16 protein-coding genes and 2 tRNA genes are annotated in these 19,370 nt (G+C 65.8%); 12 read left to right on the top strand and 6 right to left on the bottom strand.

All coding sequences use genetic code 11. The features are described 5' to 3' along the window. The first annotated feature begins 54 nt into the window (after positions 1-54). From F468_RS0112610 to mnmD, 4 genes are all read left to right on the top strand, one after another. Positions 55-1,032: an ABC transporter ATP-binding protein gene (locus F468_RS0112610; protein WP_018995306.1), complete on the top strand. Its 978-nt coding sequence runs from the start codon at positions 55-57 to the stop codon at positions 1,030-1,032. Further along, on the top strand, positions 1,029-1,811 hold the full coding sequence (locus F468_RS0112605; protein WP_018995305.1) for an ABC transporter permease: 783 nt from the start codon (positions 1,029-1,031) through the stop codon (positions 1,809-1,811). Before F468_RS0112610 ends, F468_RS0112605 begins: the two co-directional genes overlap by 4 nt. 264 nt (positions 1,812-2,075) lie before the next feature. Beyond that, on the top strand, positions 2,076-3,446 hold the full coding sequence (locus F468_RS0112600; protein WP_018993152.1) for a peptidoglycan DD-metalloendopeptidase family protein: 1,371 nt from the start codon (positions 2,076-2,078) through the stop codon (positions 3,444-3,446). A 60-nt stretch (positions 3,447-3,506) separates the two neighbouring features. Then, positions 3,507-5,366: a tRNA (5-methylaminomethyl-2-thiouridine)(34)-methyltransferase MnmD gene (mnmD, locus tag F468_RS0112595; RefSeq protein WP_018995304.1), complete on the top strand. Its 1,860-nt coding sequence runs from the start codon at positions 3,507-3,509 to the stop codon at positions 5,364-5,366. 26 nt (positions 5,367-5,392) lie between these two features. Here the strand turns inward: mnmD and F468_RS0112590 are convergent, their stop codons facing one another. The 4 genes from F468_RS0112590 to F468_RS0112575 all read right to left on the bottom strand — a co-directional run bounded on the left by F468_RS0112590 (position 5,393) and on the right by F468_RS0112575 (position 10,515). Beyond that, positions 5,393-7,669 (bottom strand): diguanylate cyclase, encoded by a 2,277-nt coding sequence (locus F468_RS0112590; RefSeq protein ID WP_026296540.1) that lies wholly within the window; start codon positions 7,667-7,669, stop codon positions 5,393-5,395. Positions 7,670-7,817: 148 nt separating this feature from the next. Next, a tRNA-Leu gene (locus F468_RS0112585) sits at positions 7,818-7,904 on the bottom strand. Between the two features lie 43 nt (positions 7,905-7,947). After that, positions 7,948-9,921, bottom strand: coding sequence for a M48 family metallopeptidase (locus tag F468_RS0112580; RefSeq protein WP_018994302.1), 1,974 nt, complete (start codon positions 9,919-9,921; stop codon positions 7,948-7,950). A 9-nt stretch (positions 9,922-9,930) separates the two neighbouring features. Beyond that, a complete protein-coding gene (locus tag F468_RS0112575) occupies positions 9,931-10,515 on the bottom strand; it encodes a LemA family protein (protein ID WP_018139689.1) in 585 nt (194 codons plus the stop codon). Positions 10,516-10,654: 139 nt separating this feature from the next. Between F468_RS0112575 and F468_RS0112570 the strand changes: the two genes are divergently transcribed. The 5 genes from F468_RS0112570 (at position 10,655) to F468_RS0112550 (ending at position 13,866) form a co-directional block, all read left to right on the top strand. Then, a complete protein-coding gene (locus F468_RS0112570) occupies positions 10,655-11,479 on the top strand; it encodes a motility protein A (protein WP_018995302.1) in 825 nt (274 codons plus the stop codon). Between the two features lie 2 nt (positions 11,480-11,481). Then, entirely contained in the window at positions 11,482-12,300 is an 819-nt protein-coding gene (locus F468_RS0112565; RefSeq protein WP_018139687.1) for an OmpA family protein, read from the top strand. A gap of 119 nt (positions 12,301-12,419) precedes the next feature. Then, complete coding sequence (locus F468_RS0112560; RefSeq protein ID WP_018139686.1) at positions 12,420-13,325, top strand: HPP family protein; 906 nt, start codon at positions 12,420-12,422, stop codon at positions 13,323-13,325. A 75-nt stretch (positions 13,326-13,400) separates the two neighbouring features. Continuing rightward, positions 13,401-13,477, top strand: a tRNA-Arg gene (locus F468_RS0112555). Positions 13,478-13,539: 62 nt separating this feature from the next. Next, positions 13,540-13,866: a hypothetical protein gene (locus F468_RS0112550; RefSeq protein WP_018139685.1), complete on the top strand. Its 327-nt coding sequence runs from the start codon at positions 13,540-13,542 to the stop codon at positions 13,864-13,866. Here F468_RS0112550 and F468_RS0112545 read toward each other — a convergent pair. Beyond that, the gene (locus tag F468_RS0112545) at positions 13,774-14,541 is read right to left on the bottom strand and encodes an arylesterase (protein ID WP_018995301.1); all 768 of its coding nucleotides are present in this window, start codon (positions 14,539-14,541) and stop codon (positions 13,774-13,776) included. The genes F468_RS0112550 and F468_RS0112545 overlap by 93 nt on opposite strands. Between F468_RS0112545 and F468_RS0112540 the strand changes: the two genes are divergently transcribed. Continuing rightward, positions 14,540-15,250 carry an ABC transporter ATP-binding protein gene (locus F468_RS0112540; RefSeq protein ID WP_018995300.1) on the top strand — a complete coding sequence of 237 codons (711 nt, stop codon included), beginning with the start codon at positions 14,540-14,542 and terminating at the stop codon, positions 15,248-15,250. The two genes, F468_RS0112545 and F468_RS0112540, sit on opposite strands and share 2 nt — an antisense overlap. Beyond that, on the top strand, positions 15,247-17,769 hold the full coding sequence (locus tag F468_RS0112535; RefSeq protein WP_018995299.1) for an ABC transporter permease: 2,523 nt from the start codon (positions 15,247-15,249) through the stop codon (positions 17,767-17,769). Before F468_RS0112540 ends, F468_RS0112535 begins: the two co-directional genes overlap by 4 nt. A gap of 15 nt (positions 17,770-17,784) precedes the next feature. Here the strand turns inward: F468_RS0112535 and F468_RS0112530 are convergent, their stop codons facing one another. Beyond that, positions 17,785-18,666 carry an undecaprenyl-diphosphate phosphatase gene (locus F468_RS0112530; protein WP_018995298.1) on the bottom strand — a complete coding sequence of 294 codons (882 nt, stop codon included), beginning with the start codon at positions 18,664-18,666 and terminating at the stop codon, positions 17,785-17,787. Between the two features lie 258 nt (positions 18,667-18,924). On the opposite strand from F468_RS0112530, the gene F468_RS0112525 reads away from it, so the two are divergent. Further along, positions 18,925-19,356: an Rrf2 family transcriptional regulator gene (locus F468_RS0112525; protein ID WP_018995297.1), complete on the top strand. Its 432-nt coding sequence runs from the start codon at positions 18,925-18,927 to the stop codon at positions 19,354-19,356. Positions 19,357-19,370: the final 14 nt, after the last annotated feature.

The following is a 19,370-nucleotide window of genomic DNA, read 5'->3' as shown; positions in this document are numbered from 1 at the left end:
AATAACGCCCGTCGGCCGCCCCGGCCGGTACACCCACCGTCACAGGATGTGAGCATGACACCAGCGCTGGAAATTCGCGGCCTGCGCAAGACCTACAAGAACGGATTCGAGGCCCTCAAGGGCATCGACCTGGAGGTGGCGCCCGGGAGTTTCTTCGCCCTGCTCGGGCCCAATGGGGCGGGCAAGTCGACCACCATCGGCATCATCACCTCGCTGATCAACAAGACGGCCGGTGAGGTGCGCGTGTTCGGACACGACCTCGACCGCGATCAACAGTCCGTGAAGCGCTCGATCGGCCTGGTCCCGCAGGAGTTCAACTTCAACAACTTCGAGCCGATCGGCGAGATCGTGGTGAACCAGGCGGGCTACTACGGCATCCCGCGCCACGAGGCCTGGCGCCGCACCGAGCACTACCTGCGCGAGCTGGGGCTGTGGGAGAAGCGCAAGGACATGGCACGCACCCTGTCCGGCGGGATGAAACGGCGCCTGATGATCGCCCGCGCCCTGGTGCACGAACCGAAACTGCTGATCCTGGACGAACCCACGGCCGGAGTGGACATCGAGCTGCGTCGCTCGATGTGGGATTTTCTCCGTCGCATCAATACCGATGGCCGCAGCATCATCCTGACCACGCACTATCTGGAAGAGGCGGAGTCCCTCTGCCGCAACATCGCGATCATCGATGACGGCCAGATCGTCGAAAACACCACGATGAAGCAGCTCCTCGCGAAGCTCGAGACCGAGACCATGGTTCTGGACCTGAGCGAGCCGGTCCGGCAGCTGCCCCACGACTCCGAGATCCCGTTGCGGCAAATCGACGAACTGACCATGGAGGCCGACATCAAGCGCGGGCAGCACCTGAACGACCTCTTCCGTGTCCTGGACCATGCCGGGCTGCGGGTTCAGAGCATGCGCAACAAGTCGAACCGGCTGGAAGAGCTGTTTCTCCGCATGACCCGCAGCGACGCCGCCCCCAGCCACCTGACGCAGGGGGCCACGGGCGCCGCCGAACAGCCGGAGAACCCGCAATGAGCGAGCGCCACCTGCATGACTACTGGGTCGCCTTTCGCACCATTGTGGCCAAGGAGGTGCTGCGCTTCGCGCGTATCTGGGTGCAGACCATCCTGCCGCCGGTGATTACCACCGCCCTGTATTTCATCATCTTCGGGGGGCTGATCGGCGAACGCATCGGAGACATGGACGGCTTTCGCTACATGGACTTCATCGTCCCCGGGCTGATCATGCTCGCGGTAATCACCAACAGCTACTCGAACGTCGTCTCGTCCTTTTTTGGCTCCAAGTTCCAGCGCCACATCGAGGAGATGCTGGTCTCGCCGATCCCCAACAGCGTGATCATCCTGGGCTTTGTATTCGGGGGTGTCGCCCGCGGGCTCAGCGTCGGCGTGGCCGTCCTGCTCGTTTCCCTGTTCTTCAGCCCGCTCAGCATCCACAACGCAGGCGTCATGCTGATCGTGGTCCTGCTCACCTCGATCCTGTTCGCACTGGCCGGGCTGATCAACGGCGTGTTCGCGCGTACCTTTGACGACATCGCGATCGTGCCCACCTTCGTGCTCACGCCCCTGACCTATCTCGGCGGGGTGTTCTATTCCGTCAGCCTGCTCCCGGAGTTCTGGCAGGGCGTATCGATGCTCAACCCGATCCTCTACATGGTGGACGGCTTCCGCTACGGCAGCCTCGGGTCCAGCGACTTCCCGATCATGGTCTCGTTTGCCGTAATTGTGGCCTTCATCGCGGCCCTGTACACGGCGGCCCTGATACTGTTGAACAAGGGCATCGGGATCCGGTCCTGATGCATCACGAGAACGCCACCCTGCCTGCGACACCGCGCAACGTGGGCAAGAGGGGGTTTATTACCGGAAAAAACGTGGTATAAAGCGGAAACTTTTCCGGGCAGAGGCCATATGGGCGTCAAACGAAAGATCCCACCCGTCTTTCTTCTCGGCGCAGCCGGGGTCGCTGTTGCAATCAGCGCCAGTCTTCTTCTCGCTTCTCAGCCCGCAGAAACCTCGCAACCGCTCGATATCGCGGCGTTGCAAGCCGGGGCCAACGGCAAGATGTCGCCGATGGTCCCCACCGTTTCCCCCGATAGCCAGAACGGCCAGGCCGAGCAACTCTCCCAGCCGCATGGACCGGGAGCGGCCGGATCTGCCGGTTCGCACTTCGACGCCGAAGCCACCAAGGTCGCCTACGCAACCGACCTGATTAATGATTCCGGGTTCGACGACGAGACCGACTACCCCACTTCATACGAAACCTTCGACCTCGACGAAGGCGAGGACCGCGTGGCCGAAGAGGACCGCTCGGACTGGAACAACCACAAGCTCGAGAGCGGCGAGCGCCTGACCAGCCTGTGGCAACGCGACTGGGACCTGCCGCTGGCAACCCTCTACCGACTCCTGGACGATGACGAGAACGCATCGATCCTCAACCGCATACGGCCGGGGCAGGAGATCGAGTGGCAGGTGGACGAAGACGGCTACCTGACCCACCTGCGTCTCTGGACCGACCGCGCAAGCGGCTACGAATGGGTCCGCGAGGAAGATGGCTGGGATTTCCAGCGCGGTGAGGTCGAGAACGGGCGCGAAGTCAGCCACATGGTGATCAGTGCCGAGATTGAGGGCAATGTGTCCGCCGCGCTAGCACAACGCACCGACCTCTCGCCCCGCGCGGCCGGCGCCATCGCCGTGCTGCTGGACCGCTACCTCCCGGTCCGCACACACGCCCGTACCGGCGACGAGTTCACTCTGCTGCTGGAGATGGAAACCCTGGTCGGTGACGACACCCCGCACAATCTCCGCCTGCTTGCCTTCGACTACGAGGGACAGCGCATCACGGTACGCGCGGCCCGCAACTCCAATGGCCGCTTCTACACGCCGGACGGCGAAAGCCTTTTGCCACCATTTGATCGTCGTCCGTTCTCGGGCAATTACCGCATCAGTTCCGGTTTTGATCCGCGTCGGCGGCATCCGGTCACGGGCCGTGTGGCACCGCATTCCGGGACGGATTTCGCCATGCCGATCGGCACCCCGGTGAACGCGCCAGCTGACGGCCGCGTCACCCGTGTGGAGAACCATCCCTACGCAGGCCGCTTTATCGTGATCGAGCACGGGCAGGGCTACTCTACCCGGTACCTCCACCTGCACCGGCAACTGGTCAGCGTCGGAGACACCGTGGAACGCGGGGACCGTATCGCGCTGTCCGGCAACACCGGCCGCTCGACCGGGCCACACCTGCACTACGAGGTCCACGTGAACAACCAGCCGCGCGACCCGATGCGTGTGGAGCTCCCCGAAAGCGAGTCGCTCGCGGGCGAGGAACTGGAGAAGTTCAAGAGTTTGAGCCAGACCCTCCTGGCGCAACTCGACAACGGCGTGCGCAACACGCAGGTCGCGTTCACACCCTACGACGAGTTGCTGAGCCAGTAACGCATTGCTTTTGCCAAAGGTCGGCGCCCCACCCCTTTACAGGTGGGGCGCGCTTCGATTGTGACCCCCGCACATTCTCCCGCTATTCCATGTGAACCACTGGCGCAGGCGCGCCTCGTCTGGCGCGACGGGCGACCGTACGCACCCGAATACCAGGACGCCTATTTCGGCTCGGACGACCCCGGGGCCGAGGCCTTCGAGGTCTTCATCAAGGCCAACGACCTCCCGCGTCGATTTGCCGCCGGCGGAACGGTCGCCATCGGGGAAACTGGTTTTGGTACAGGCCTCAACGTCCTGCTGACGCTGCAACAGTGGCGGCAACACGCGCCGCCCGGGGCCTTCCTGTCGATACTGAGTCTGGAAGCCCATCCATTGTCACTCGACGATCTGCGGGAGGTCCATCGGCACCTGGACCTGGACGACGCCGATAGCCGGGCCCTCCGTGCGCAGTACCCCCCACCGATCAGTGGCCTGCACCGGATTGTGTTTCCCGGAGCCCGCGCAATCCTGACGCTCGGCCTGGGCGATGCCGCTCCCCTGCTGGCGCAGATCCGCGGCGGTATCGATGCCTGGTTCCTGGACGGTTTCGCGCCACGCTCGAACCCGGGCCTGTGGAACACGGCGGTCTTTCGCCAGATCGCGCGCCTTTCGCGCCCCGGCGCCACCTTTGGCACCTATACCGCCGCCGGACAGGTACGCCGGGATCTGGAGGCAGTGGGATTTGAAGTCCAACGTGCCCCGGGACATGGCCAGAAGCGTGAACGCCTGGAAGGCAGCTATCGCGGACCTGTACCCGACGCCCTCAAGCGGCCCCGGGTTGCGATCATCGGTGCCGGCGTTGCCGGGCTGGCCTCTGCATTTGCATTGCATAACAGAGGCTGCGAGGTTCGACTGTTCGACCCTGCCGGCGCCGGGGGCGGCGCATCCGGAAACCCGGCCGCGGTCCTGTTGCCGAACCCCCACCCCAGGGACACGGAGTTGAATCATCTGGCCCTGGCCGGCATGCGCTCGACCCGGGGCCTGCTCGGCGAGATTACCGCGCAAACCGGCATTGACCCCGTGCTGGCGGAAGGGGTCTCCTTTCATGGTGTCAGCGCCCACGGCCGCAAACGGGTGCAGCGCCTGCTGCGCGCTGGGCGGGAGTACACCGGGGCTTTGTTCGACCTCGAGGGCGGACCGGATTCGGGTCCGGAGCCACGTCTGTACTATCCCGGGGGCTGCGGCCTCAATCTCGCCCGGCTTTGTACGGCCCTCGCGCAGTCGCTCCCGCCTGTGGAGACCCGCCGGATCGCCGGCCTGCGCCTCACCGACGAGGGCCTGATACTGGAAGGCCAACCGGCCGGGTCCAGCGCCGATTCTCTCCCATGGGATCACGTAGTGGTCGCGACAGCGGCTCCCGGATTACACGCCCTGTGCCCCGAACTGGAACAGGTATCGACCGTGTCGGGGCAAATGACCCGGATCCGTGCCCCGCTCCCAGACTGGGGTGGCCAGGTCACGACGGGCCAGGGGTACTGCATCCCGCTAGGCCCGGGCGAGGCCTGGATTGGCGCTACGTATCGGCGGACACAGATGCCGGATGCAGTGGAAGCCGCACCCGACACCACGCCTCGCCGCCAGGACGACCAGCTCAACCTCGAGCACCTGAGCTGGGTTCCCGGTCTGGGTGACCCCGCCCAGGTCGTGACGCTGGAACGCTGGGCGGGTAACCGTGCCGTGGTACGTGATCGCTTGCCTCTGGCCGGTGCGAGTCTTCGCGACCCCGGCCGCCGCGTCTGGCTCAATGTGGCCCACGGCTCGCGCGGGCTGTTGTACGCACCCCTGGCCGCGGAATTGGTGGCCGACCGCCTGTTGGGTCTGCCAGAGCCCTTGCTGGACAGCACCGCCGGCCGCCTCGACCCGCAACGCCCGCTCGCCTAGTCGTCCCATTCGCCGGTTGTTGTGGACTACACCCTCGGCGTGGGGCGCCCATGGTTAGGGGGGGCATCACCGGCCAGGCCGACATCATTGCGCCCCTGCGCCTTCACCTGATACATGGCCCGGTCGGCTGCGACCATCAGGTCCGACAGATGCCGGCCCACATCCGGATAGAAGGCCACACCAATACTGGATGTGACCTTTAGCTCCACGAATTCGCCAGGACCGGTGTGGACCTCGAACGCGTTATCGAGATCCTGCTGCACCCGCTGGGCCAGATGAAGGCCCTCTTCACGCTCCTCCAGCGGCGCGGTCAGGACGATGAACTCGTCCCCGCCCAGACGGACGAGGACGTCGTCCGGGCGCAGATGCGATTTCAGCCTTTCCGCGACCCGGCGCAAGAGCTGATCGCCCACGACATGGCCATAGCGATCATTCACCGGCTTGAAGTGGTCCAGATCGATGAACAGCAGCGCGAGGCGTCCCCCCTGACGCTCGGCACGCGCCACAAGCCGCGGGAACGCACGATCCAGTGCCGCCCGATTGGCCATCCCGGTCAGGGGGTCTTCCCAGGCCATGGTCTTCAGCTTGACCTCCAGCTCCCGCCGATCCGTGACATCAAGCGCGTGCCAGACGACTGCGGGGAGGCCGTTGATTGCGCGCGCCAGAGGCCGGATCCGTGCCTCGAACCAGCGCGCGCCGGTTTCATGCTCGGGAATCCCCAGGCGCTTCAACAGATCCACATCCAGGCGGTATTCGTGCATCTGCAGCGTCCCCTCATCGATCGCCCGGTTCACCATCTCGAGGAAGTTCGCCGCCACGTCCGAGGGAAACAACTGATCCAGGGTGTCGCCAAGGAGGGCCGGGGCCATCTCCTGTCGATGGCAAGCCTCCCCGAACACGTGTCGAACCGTGCCCTCCGAATCGACCACAAAGGCATACCCCGGAATGGCCTCGAACATCGCATCCTGCAGATCCCGCGCGGCGGTCAGGGCATCGAACAGCAATCGGTTTTCGTTGACGTCGACGAAGGTCAGCAGCCACGCACGGCCTCGCTCCCAGTCCACAGGCACCCAGCGCAACAGGAAAAAGCGGCATCCCCCGTGAAACACGCATATCCGTACCTCGCGTCCATGCGTCTCGGGAGGTGAATCGGTGAAATCGAGGTTGGGTGGAAGCCGGTCGAGATCATCCGGGTGCACAAGGTCCAACTGTGCCAGCTCCGTATTCACAGGCGGTTGTTGTCCCAGCATTCGAACAAACGCCGGGTTTGCCCAGAGGATACGTCGCCCGGACACCACGAGCGTCGGGTCTTCCAAGCGATTCACCAGGCCCCGGTAGCGATCAAGGTCACGTCGACGTGCCTGCATGCCCGTCCCGACGCGATAGGTGTAGCCGCCCACTGCCAGTGCGCCCACGAACCCCAATGCCCACCAGGCCATGGGACGATCCGTATCCCTGTGCGCCGGATCTACATCGGCCAGGAGTTGCCATTCGCCCCCCGGGAAACGAATCCGATGCCGGTGTGGCGCCTCCTCGGCGAGGTCATGAGGATTGTAGAAAAACGGGCCAGCCTCACCCACACCATCCCGGCCGCGCAGGGCAAGCAACAGCGTACCCAGTTGTTCACCGATGCCCGCACGCTCGAGCAAGGCCTCAAAATCCAGCGCTATGCTGCTGATACTCAGCTGGTCCATAGGCTCGTCAACGGCGAGGTGAGCAGGACTGTCTGGAACGGGCTCCGTGTCGACCGGGGCGCGCACCAGGAGCCCATAACCGCCCTGAACCAGCGGCCAGGGGCCCGCTACGACCACCTCTCGCTCGTTCAGGACTCGGCGAAAGGAATCCGCCTGTTCGGGGTGAGTGGCGAGGTTGAGCCCGACCACGCCTTCGTTCCCCTCAAGGGGATAGACAAATTCGACGATCGGCCCCCGGGCCAGCGTCAGGGAAATCACGAGGTCTTCATGCCCGCGGTAAATGCGCTCGGCTACGCGCTCGAACTCGTCGGTCCCCAGGTCCGGATGAACATAGGCGTAGGCCGCCAGCCCGATGGTCGAATGCACCAGCCCATTGATCACGCTTTCCACCTGCGTGCGCAGACTGGCGAGCTCGCTCGCCACCGCGGCACTCTGGCGATCTTCCAGCTCGATCTTCCAGGCGCGATCAATCAGCAGAAACAGCCCAAGGAATATCAGGGCGGCCACCAGGCCCAGGGCAAAGGGGCCCGCCGTGGACCCCGAATCCCGGCCCCTGTGGCGAGGCGCGTCGTGCGGGGCTTCCCTGTGGTTGTGGGTGCTGTCATCCATGCCCAGACCTGTCACTACCAGCGGTAGTACCCACTATGCGCCTAAAACACCCCCCTGTGAACGGTGAGATCGCTGCTCACCCGAGGCGCAGAAATATGCTTTTGGAAGTGACGATTAGCCGTGGCACTTCAAGTGCAAGGAAAGATAATGGTGGGGGCGGCCGGACTCGAACCGGCACAGCCTTGCGGCCGAGGCATTTTAAGTGCCTTGCGTCTACCCGTTCCGCCACGCCCCCGGGGACTCGCATCATACCGGCTACACCAGCCGGGTGTGGAGCCTTATCCCGCTGACCCGCTCCCCTGCGAGCCATCCGCCATCTCGGCGATGGGCAACGGGATGTGCAGCGCAGCGGCCATCGCGCGCAGCAACTCGATCTCGGCTACCTGGACGCCACCGCCGCGCTGAACCGTCGCCAGCATCGCCTCTACCAGCGTCCGCTTGTCCTTGACCCGCAGGTCGTCGAGCCGCTCCAGGGCCTTGTCCAGCACGGCTGCCCAGGCATTGCCGGTGGTGGCCTGCTCGAGTTCGGGCGGGGCCTCCGACTCCAGCGGCATGATGCCGGTCAGCGCCGCCACGCCGACATTGAACGCCGTGATGGCCGCATCGGGATCGTCGGGGTGCCCGTGGTGGGCCAGGACCGCCAGCACGTAGCGTGCCTGTCCACTGTTGTCGGCCAGCCGGCGGCGGCCACCTGAACGGGCCTGCGACGGCCGTTCGATATCCTGCAGCTGACGCCGTACAAGGCGCCCGAGCGCGTACTCGAAGGCCGACACCCGTCCATCGGCCTGAATCAGCTCATCTACAAGCCCTGACAAGACCTCGCGTTCCTGTGGGGGGTGACGGCGGAGCACGGGGAAGGCCATCTCCAGCACCGGGATGCGCAGATCGGGACTGAGCTCCGGTACTGCCTGCAGCAGGTCGCGCACGCGCTTCTCGCTGTCCTCGCCGCGCGTCTCGAGGATGCGCATCAGCTGGGCATCTCGCACCTCCGCGTCATTGGAGATCAACAGATACAGCACGGCCTCGGCGGCCCAGCGATCGGAATGCACCGAGCGTTCCAGGGCGCTGGGCACTGCGGCGACCAGGAAGCCGGCGCCGAGGATATGCGCAAGGCCGGGGTCGCCAATCGCTTCGAGCAGGGCCTCGGGGTGCAACGCCAGCCCACCCCCGGCCTTCGGCTCGGCCTGTTCGCGCGCGGCCTCGGCCTCCTGCTCCTCGCGCCGGCGCCGCGCATCGTCCTGCATGCGCTTTTGTACAGCCTCCAGCTCCGAGGGATCAAAACTCGGCTCGATCTTGCGGATACGATCTTCCAGCGGCGGATGGGTCGCAAACATCCGGCCCAGGCCCCCATTGACGAACAGCATGTGTCCGACCTCTTCGCTGTCCGCGTTGAGCCCGGAGTAGCTGGCCCCGATCTTCTTCAGCGCCCCCGCAATACCCTCCGGCTGGCGCGTGAACTGCACGGCTGAGGCATCCGCCAGGTATTCGCGCTGACGCGAAACCGATGCCCGGATCCAGCGGCCAAAGAACAGTCCGATATAGCCGACGATCATCAGCACCAGGCCCGCGACCACGATCCCACCGGCGTTCCGGTTGTTGCGGGAAAAGCGCATCGCCAGCAGCACACGCTGCCCGATCAGTGCCATCACCAGAATCCCGAACAGCATCCCCACCAGGCGGATGTTCATGCGCATATCGCCATTGAGGATGTGCCCGAACTCGTGGGCGACCACGCCCTGCAGCTCGTCCCGGTTCAGGTGTTCCAGCGCGCCGCGCGTCACCGCGACCGCGGCATCGGACGGCGAATACCCGGCCGCGAAGGCATTGATGCCCGGCTCCTGCTCCAGCACGTAGACCTCGGGCACCGGAACCCCCGAGGCGATCGCGACCTCTTCCACCACGTTCATCAGGCGGCGGCGCAACGGATCACGGGTGTCCCCTTCAATCCGCGTGCCCCCAAGCTCGCGCGCAACCGCGCCACCGCCATCGCGCAGGCTCAGCATGCGATAGAGACTGCCCAGACCGATCAGCCCCACGGTGAACGCACTGGTCCAGCCAACCACGTCCAGGTTGTCGCGGAGAAACGCCCGGGTCAGCCAGGGTTCGCCCGGTGCGGTCGCCTGCGCCTGGCCGAACAGCACCAGCGCGATCAGGTTCATCACCACCACAATCGCCAGCACAGCCAGCATGAACAGGCCCAGCAGCACCCGCGTGCGCCGCTGGGCACGGTCCTGATGTTCAAAGAAATTCATGCCCTGTCCCTAGGAAAAGTTGACCTCGACCGGCTCGCGCTTCTGCGGGTCCTCGATCTCCAGCAATTGCGCCGGGCGGAAGGCGAAGTTGTTCGCGATCAGGGTGTTCGGGAACATCTCGCGCAGGATGTTGTACTGCATCACCGCATCGTTATAGCCCTGACGCGCGAAGGCCACCCGGTTCTCGGTGCTGGTCAGCTCTTCGGAGAGCTGCATCATGTTCTCGTTCGCCTTCAGGTCCGGATAGTTCTCGGACAGCGCGAACAAGCGTCCCAGGGCGCCGGACAGCCCCTGCTCGGCCCCGGACAGCTGGCGCACGGCCTCGGTGTTCGTGGGGTCCCCGCCCACCTGCTTCAGCCGGTCCATCGCCTGATTGCGCGCCTGGATCACTGCTTCCAGCGTGTCGCGCTCATGGCTCATGTAGCGTTCCGCGACCTTCACCAGGTTCGGGATCAGGTCGTAGCGGCGGGTCAGCTGGACGTCGATCTGGGCAAACGCGTTCTTGTAGCGGTTGCGCGCCGTCACCAGCCGGTTGTATGTCCAGACCGCCCAGACCACGAGCAGCACCACAATCGCGATCAGCACCCATTCCATGCCGGCCTCTCCCTCAGCAAACAAAGCCCCGAGTGTACGCAGGAACGACGCCGCCGGCGAACGCCCGGGACTGCGTGAACCCGGCGCGGCCGTGCTATACCCTGACCCCCATCAATCCCGGAGCCTTACGGATTCCTGAATGAATCTCTCGACCCTTCTCGGCATCATCGGCAGCCTGCTGGTTTTCGGCAGCGTGATCGCCTTTTCCTCGCAGGACCTGCATGCCTTCCTGAACCTGCCGGGGCTGGGTATCGTGCTCGGCGGCACGATCGCCGCGACCCTGATGAGCTATCCCTTTCACGAGGTGGTGCGAGTCTTCCGTGCGGGGGCGCATGCCATCCGCGAGGAGCGCTACGACATCGCCAGCGACCTGGAAGAGATCGTTCAGGTCTCGCGCTACTGGTACTCGCAGAACCTGCGCGGCGTCCAGCAGCGCCTGGAGCAGGTCCAGAATCCGTTCCTGCGCACCGGCATCCAGCTGGTGATCGATGACACCCCGATGGACGACATCCAGGACCTGCTCAACTGGCGCATGGCCCGCCTGCGCGCCCGCGAACAGGCCGATGCGCAGATGTTTCGCACCATGGCCACCTATGCCCCGGCCTTCGGCATGCTGGGGACGCTGATCGGACTGATTAACCTATTGCTGACCACCGAGACCGATGACTTCACCATCATCGCGGTCAACCTCGGGATCGCCCTGATCACCACGTTCTACGGCATCCTGCTGGCAAACCTCGTGTTCCGCCCGATCGCGATCAAGCTGGAACGGCGCACCGAGGGCCGCGTGGTGCTGATGACGATGGTGCTCGAAGGCATCATGCTGATGCGCAAGGGCCGCACCCCGGGGTACATCCGCGAGACCCTGCGTTCGTTCATGGAGAACCACCGCGACGAGATCCGCCAGACCGAGTCCAACGGCGAACCCGATCCGGATGAAGCCGAACGCCAGGAACGCACCTGAGCATGCCCAGCCCCGGATACTCCACCTCCAACCGCGCGGCCATGCAGGCCGAGATGGATGCCCAGGCGGCCACGCGACCGGAACAGGCCTTTCTCGGCTCCTATCCGGGCGAGCGCCAGCGCGACGACGAGCACGCCTGGATCCTCACCTATCTCGACGTGCTCACCCTGGTCATCGTCATATTCGTGATCATGCTGACCTTCATGGACCCGCGCGACGACCGCCCACTGGCCAGCGCGGCCCAACCGATCCAGCTCGCCCACCCCGATCACCAGGCCCTCCTCGACCCGTTGGTCGCGCCCCTAACAGGAGACCTGGGCGATCTCGAAGGCCGGCTCCATGAACTGCTGCCGGAAGTGGACGACCCCGATCCCGAGGGCACGGCCACGACCGCATCCAGGATGCGCGAGCAGGCACCTCAGGGCGTCGAGGTCGTCGAGCACCCCGGCCGCACCGAGCTGCGCATCCAGGACGAGATCCTGTTCGCCAGCGGACAGGCCGACCTGCAACCGGAAGGCCGGGCGCTACTGGCGCAGCTGGAGACCCTACTGGACGAGCACGACGGCCTGGTTACCGTCGAGGGGCACACCGACAACATCCCGATTGGGACGGAGCGCTTTCCCTCCAACTGGGAGCTCTCCTCCGCCCGCGCCAGCGGCGTGGTCCGCTACCTGCTGGACCAGGGACTCGACGCCGAGCGACTGCGCGCCGTGGGCCGCGCCGACACCCAGCCTGTGGCCAGCAACGACACCGCACGCGGCCGTTCCGAGAATCGGCGCGTCGCGCTGATCCTCGAGTCTCCAACCGCCGCGGATCCATGACGCCCAAAGGATTCCCATGCCTTCCCCGGGAATCCCGCAGCACGCAACCCACCACTTGACCACGGGCCCTGCGCCCCTAAAGCTGTGCACTTTATTCAACTTATGAGCAACGGGCAGACATGCGCACAGGACGCGGCCTCCTACTCGGCGACTTCCTCGACACCACCAATCACAAGGACAAGCTGATCGCGCTGATCGGGGCCGTGATCGGCCTGTATCTGTCACTGGAGGTCGCGGCCTCGGTCACCGAAAGCGGGATCAACGGGCTCATCCTCGCCTCCCTGGGCGCTACCGCCGTCCTGCTCTTTGCCGCACCCCGGGCCGCGCTGTCGCAGCCCTGGAATGTCCTCGGCGGGCATGCCATTGCGGCTATGGTCGGGGTCGCCGTCCGTCACCTGGTCGATCACCCGCTGGTGGCCGCCGCACTCGCGGTCGGCCTCACCGTCTACGCGATGTACTACCTGCGCTGCCTGCACCCTCCCGGGGGTGCCACGGCGCTGTATGCCGTGCTGGGCGGCGCCTCGGTCGAGGAGCTGGGGTTGCTGTTCATCCTGCACCCCGTTCTCTCCAGCGTGGCCGTCATGCTGCTGGTCGCCTTCATGATCAACTACCCGTTTCCATGGCGCCGCTACCCGGCCGCCCTGGCGCGCCTGGGCGAGCCCTCGCCCGCCGGCCCATCCGGTGCACTGGAGCGTGCCGGCCTCAGCCAGGCCGACCTGGAACACGCGATGCGCGATCTCAATCTGTATCTCGACATGACGGAGGACGACCTGGCCCGCCTGTACCTCCTGGCACGACGCCACCATGCGCACCCGGACGCGATCGATCCTGCGGATGTTCGTCCCGGACAGTGCTACAGCAACGGCGCCGCGGACCACGCCTGGAGCGTGCGCAAGGTCCTGGCGCGAGATGGCGACCTGATCACGTATCGCGTCATTAGCGGCGCAGGCGTCCCCGAGGAAGGTCGCTGCCCTGTGATGGACTTTGTCGCCTGGGCCCACCATCGCCTGGACGTTCAAGGGTGACCGTCGCCACAGCCTGGGAACCGCCACATCGCTTTGGCGCGAATCCCGACACATGCTTATACTCGCGGCGCGGCTGTCTCCGTAGCTCAGCTGGATAGAGCAGCCCCCTCCTAAGGGGCAGGTCGCAGGTTCGAATCCTGCCGGGGACACCACCTTCCATTAGTGTTTCCTTAACGAACTGGTGTCGGCGGAAAATCCACCGTAAGGTACCCCAATGGAGACGCTCACCACGGAACAGGCCGAACGACTGGTCGATCTCCTGGCACCGCTGATCGGGGTGCAGGGGGAAGTGGATGGCCGCATGGTGGAACTGGTCGAGGTCCTCGACGAGGGCCCCCGCGGCGAGCCGGGTATCGCGTTGATGGAGACCGGCCTGGACCGCCCGATTCAGACGAATCAGTACGGCGACCCACTTTCGCGGCACTCGCTGGTTCGCACCCTGCCGCTGCTATCCGAGGTCGAACGCGATATCCATCCGGTGCTGCGCCAGCTCCTCCCCGAGGACGTCCTGACCGATCTGCGCCGCGCGCTCGGAAACTGAAACCGCGTCGTCCAGACAAGCCTCTATCCCGCGCATCATGGGCTCCAGATGAGGCCACACGGCATCCAGCATGTAGGGCTGCGCCTCGGGCGTCGGGTGGATCCCGTCATCCATGATCATCCCGTCGCGAAGGGCAACCTCGTGCAGGAAGAAGGGCTCGAACACCAGCCCACGCTCCCGGGCCAGATCGGCGAAGACGGCCTCGAAGCGCTGACTGTACTGGGGGCCGTAGTTGGGCGGAATGCGAATCCCGAGCAACAGCGTCTGGGCGCCCGCCGAGTCGATCGCCTCCAGCATCGCCTCCAGGTTCTCGCGCATGGCCCGTGGCGAGAGCCCGCGCAGGCCGTCATTGCCTCCCAGGGCCAGGATCACGAGGTCAGGGCTCTCGCGTTCGAGGACCTCAGGCAGCCGTTCGCGCCCCCCGGCCGTCGTCTCGCCACTGATCGAGGCATTGGCCACACGCCAGGGATGATTGCGCTCGCTCAGACGCGCCTCCAGGAGCCCCACCCAGCTTTCGGAATCGTTCATCCCGAATGCCGCGCTCAGGGAATCACCGAACACCAGCACCTTCGCGGGTTCTTCCCCTGAATTTTCCGAGCTGATGGAATTCGCAAGGCCAAGCGGACTCCATAGCAACGCGAGCCACGCAAACATGACCAGGGAATAACGCCACATGGATGCATCCTCATCTTCGGTTCTGGAAGCCCGCGACCTGCAACAGCGGATCGCCGGCCCCAGCGGTGTACTGGATATTCTGCGCGGAGTCTCGCTCGCGGTGCACGCCGGCGAGACGGTCGCCATCCTCGGCGCCTCCGGCTCCGGCAAGTCCACATTGCTCGGACTTCTTGCAGGTCTGGACGCCCCAAGTGCCGGAGAAGTTCGCTTGCTCGGCCAAACGATCAGTGAGCTGGACGAAGATGGCCGGGCCGCCCTGCGCGCCGGGCGCGTCGGCTTCGTGTTCCAGTCTTTCCAGCTCCTCCCGGCACTGACGGCCTTTGAAAACGTGCTGCTGCCGCTGGAGCTTAACCCCGAGCACGAGGCGCGCTCGCAAACCGAGATCTCCGGCTGGGCCCGCGACGCGCTGAAGCGCGTCGGGCTCAGCGAGCGCGAAGCCCACTACCCGCACCAGCTCTCGGGAGGCGAACAGCAGCGCGTCGCCATCGCCCGCGCGATTGTGGATCGCCCGGCCGTGTTGTTCGCGGACGAGCCCACCGGCAATCTCGACGGTCAGACCGGTAGCCGCATCATCGAACTGCTGTTCAGCCTGGCCCGAGAACCGGATGACCAGGGCCAGCGCACGGCGCTGATCCTGGTGACACACGACGCCGATCTCGCGCAGCAATGCGATCGCATCCTTCATATCGAGGACGGCGTGCTGGCATGACCTGGCTTTCTAGGCGCGGCGGTCCGCGCGAATGGATTCGTGGCACCTGGCGCGAATGGCGCAGTGCCGAACTGCGTGTGCTCGCCGCAGCCCTGGTCGTCGCGGTGGCGGCGGTCGCGGCGGTCGGGTTCTTCACTGATCGGGTGGATCGCGGCATGGCGCAGCAGGCGACCCTGCTGCTGGGCGGTGACATGGCCGTGGTCGGCGACCAGCCGATCCCGGAGGACTGGCTCGCGGAGGCCGAACGTCGAGGCCTGCAGACCGCCCGCACCGCGGCCCTGCCCAGCGTGCTGTTCACCCCCGAGGACGACTCCCGCCTGTCCGCGCTGCGCGCGGTGGATCGTGACTGGCCCCTGCTGGGCGAGGCCCTCGTACGAACCGACCCGGACGCGGACCCCGAGGTACGCACCCAGGGACCGGAACCCGGTACGGCCTGGCTGGAGGGCGCCCTGCTGCAGGCGCTGGAACTGGAGGTCGGCGATACCGTCGAGGTCGGCGAACTGGAACTGCAAGTGGCCGGCGAGATCACGCGGGAGCCGGACCGCGGCAGCGCCCTGCTGGATATCGCACCCCGGCTGATGCTCGCCTATAAGGATCTCGAGGTCAGCGGCCTGATCGGACCCGGCAGCCGCGTGCGCTACGAGCTCTTCGTGACCGGCCCGGCGGCCCCGATCGAAAGCTACCGCGACTGGATCGAGGAGCGCCTGGAGCCGGGCCAGCGACTGCGCGGGCTGGACGACGCCAATCCGCAGTTGCAGGTCGCGATCGAGCGAGCCGAGCGCTTCCTCGGGCTGGCCTCTCTGATGGCGGTCCTGCTGGCCGGCGCGGCGATCGCGGTGGCCGCCCATCATTTTGCCCAGCGCCGTGCGGACGCCGCCGCGGTCATGCGCGCGCTGGGGGCCAGCGGACGCCATGTACTCAGGCTTTATTTTGGCCACGTCCTGATCATTGCGCTGCTGGCCAGTGCACTGGGCCTGGCCATTGGGTTCGCGGCGCAGTTCGTGCTCTCCGCGCTGCTCGGTGAGTGGCTGGCGGGCGACCTGCCGCCCCCGGGGTTACGCCCAGTAACGGCGGGCCTCGGTGTGGGCCTGATTACCGCGATCGGCTTCGCCCTACCCGCGTTGCTGCGCATCGGCCAGGTGTCCCCCCTGCGCGTACTGCGCCGTGATCTGGGGCTCCCGCCCGCCTCCGTCTGGCTGTCGGGGCTGCTGGCCCTTCTGGCCTTCGGTGCGCTGTTGTACTGGCAGGCGGCCGACCCGCGCCTGGCCGCCTGGGTCCTGCTGGGGACCGCGGGCGCCCTGGTCGTACTCGGCGCACTGGGCCTGCTGCTGGTGCTGGCCCTGCGCCCGCTGCGCAATCACGGGGGCATGGCCATGCGCTTTGGTCTGGCCAACCTCTCCCGCCGCGGCGGGCTGAGCGCCGTGCAACTGGTTGCCTTCAGCATCGGCATCCTTGCGCTATTGCTGCTGGCGATTGTGCGTGTGGACCTGCTCTCGGCCTGGGATGCCAGCATCCCCGCCGATGCACCAAACCAGTTCTTCGTCAATATCCAGCCCGGACAGGAAGAGGCGTTCGCCGACCGGATCGAGGCCTCCGGGCTCGAACGCCCGCAGATGGACCCGATGATTCGCGGACGCCTGATCGCGATCAACGACCAGCCGGTCCAGCCCGATGACTTTGACGACGACCAGACCCGGCGCCTGGTGGATCGCGAGTTCAACCTCTCCTACGCGGAGGAACCGCCGGAGCACAACCGCGTGACGGAGGGCCACTGGTTCCACCACGGGCCGACCGGCGAGGCGGCCGACGGTGCCTGGTCCGTCGAGGCCGGGCTGATGGAACGCTTTGGACTGGAGATCGGCGACAGCCTGACCTTCCGGGTGGGCGGGCAACCCGTGCGCGGGGTCATCGCCAACGTACGCGAGGTCGACTGGGACAGCTTCCGGGTCAATTTCTTTGTGATCGGCCCGCCCGCCCTGCTGGGCGAGCAGCCGCGCACCTATATCACCGCGCTGCATGTGCCGGAAGGTATGGGAGCGGAGCAGAACCGCTGGCTGCGCGAATTCCCGGCCGTCTCCGCGATCGACGTCGGCGCGATCATCGAGCAGGTCCGCGACGTGATGGACCAGGCCACCCGCGCGGTCGAGTACGTCTTTCTGTTTACCCTGGTCGCGGGCCTGACCGTGCTGTTTGCGGCGGTACAGGCCACGCGCGACGTCCGCCGCCGCGAGACCGCACTGCTGCGCACGCTGGGGGCGCGGCGGCACCACATCCGACGGGCACTGCTGGCCGAGTTCGGCAGCCTGGGTTTTCTGGCGGGTCTGCTGGCAGCCATCATCGCCACCGCGGTGGGGGCCCTGCTGGCCTGGCAGGTGTTCGAGTTCGACTACCGGGTCAATCCGATGACCTTCGTCTTCGGGATCGTCGGCGGGACCCTGGGGATCGCGCTGGCCGGATGGCTGGGGACGCGCAGCGTACTGCGCCAGGCGCCACTCGGGGTCCTGCGCGGCCCCGAGTGATGCGCCCGACGACCATCAGTGGCCGTACATGATGTCCACGTCGAGGAAGCCGAACAGCACCAGGGCCGCCAGCGCCCAGACATAGAAGGAAAAGACCTTCAGGCGCGCGCGATAGAGGAAGAACAGCACCATCTTGAGGGAGACCACCCCGACCACCGCGGAGACCACGAACCCGACGATCAGCGGCGTCCAGGTCAGATCCCCCAGCCCATTGCCATTCGTCCAGACATCCAGCGACTGAACGGCGGTGGCCGCCAGGATCGTCGGGATTGCGAGGAAGAAGCTGTATTCGGCTGCCCAGCGCCGCTTGAGGCCCGAGAACAGCGCGAAGGTGATGGTCATCCCGCTGCGGCTCAGCCCGGGGACCAGCGCAAAGCCCTGGGCCACGCCAATCACCGTGGCGATCTTCGGCCCCAGCTTGCGCAGCCCCAGCGGACGTCGGCTCAGGCGATCCGTCCACCACAGCAGGATGCCCGTCAGCGTGAGGGTGCCGGCGATCAGCGTCGGATTCGCGAACACGTGCTCAAAGCTCGCCTTCAGCGTAAAGCCGATTGCGGCGGTGGCGAAAACCGACAAGCCGCAGAGCAGCGCGAGGCGCAGGAACAGCATCTCTCGGCCCGCGCTGCCACCGGCCGACGCCCATTGCCAGCTCTCGCGGGCGATCCCGCCGCTCAGGCGCCAAAGACTCTGGCGGAATACGTAGACAATCGATACCAGCGTGCCGACATGCACAACCAGGTCGAACAGGATCATCTCCGGGCTTTCCGGCGGCGGCAGCGGCTCGCCACTGAGAATCAGCCAGTGCTGGGTGAGCACCAGGTGCGCGGTCGAACTGACCGGCAAGAACATGAAGATGCCCTGCACGACGCCGAGCAGGGTGGCAACCCAAACTGTCATTCCGATTCCGGTTTTGTCCCAAAGGCGGGCGCAGTATACGGAAACGGCCCGGGAAACGGTGTTACCGGGTTCGCGCCCCGGCACTCGCTTTCATATACCCAACGTACTTGTTTTTGCGCCAGTACACCCTTATCTTGCCGTTATACATTCACATAGCCGTATATTTGGCAGCCGACCAACCGAACCCGTGCGACCCGCGAGAACGTACGGGACCTGGCGAGCGCCGATCTGGCCTGCAAACCGCCAACGAGTCACCCCATGCAACTAACTCGCTTCACTGATTTCTCCCTGCGCGTCCTGATGTACCTCACGGTCCAGCCCGACGACCAGCGCGTCACCGTCACCGAGATCTCCGAACGCTTCGGCATTCCGCGCAACCACCTGGTCAAGATCGTTCACCAGCTGGGCCAGAAGGGGTATCTGATCACGCGCCGCGGCAAGGGCGGCGGCATCTCGCTCGCTCGCGCCCCCGAGTCGATCAATATCGGGGCCGTCGTACGCGACATGGAGCCCAACCTCAAGGTCGTCGATTGCGAGAGCCCGATATGCCCGATCCTGCCCGGCTGCCAGCTGCGCGGGGTACTGGACGACGCCCGCGATGCCTTCCTCGCGGTGCTCGATCAATACACGGTGCGCGATGTCACCCAGTCACCCGAGCACCTGCGGTCCCTGCTACGCTATAGCGCCTGACCCCACTGCCCCGA

It is taken from the genome of Thioalkalivibrio sp. ALJ2, assembly GCF_000378325.1.
Lineage (GTDB): Bacteria > Pseudomonadota > Gammaproteobacteria > Ectothiorhodospirales > Ectothiorhodospiraceae > Thioalkalivibrio.
The sequence above is the reverse complement of the archived record's forward strand: the minus strand, read 5'-3'. Positions and strand labels throughout refer to the sequence as shown.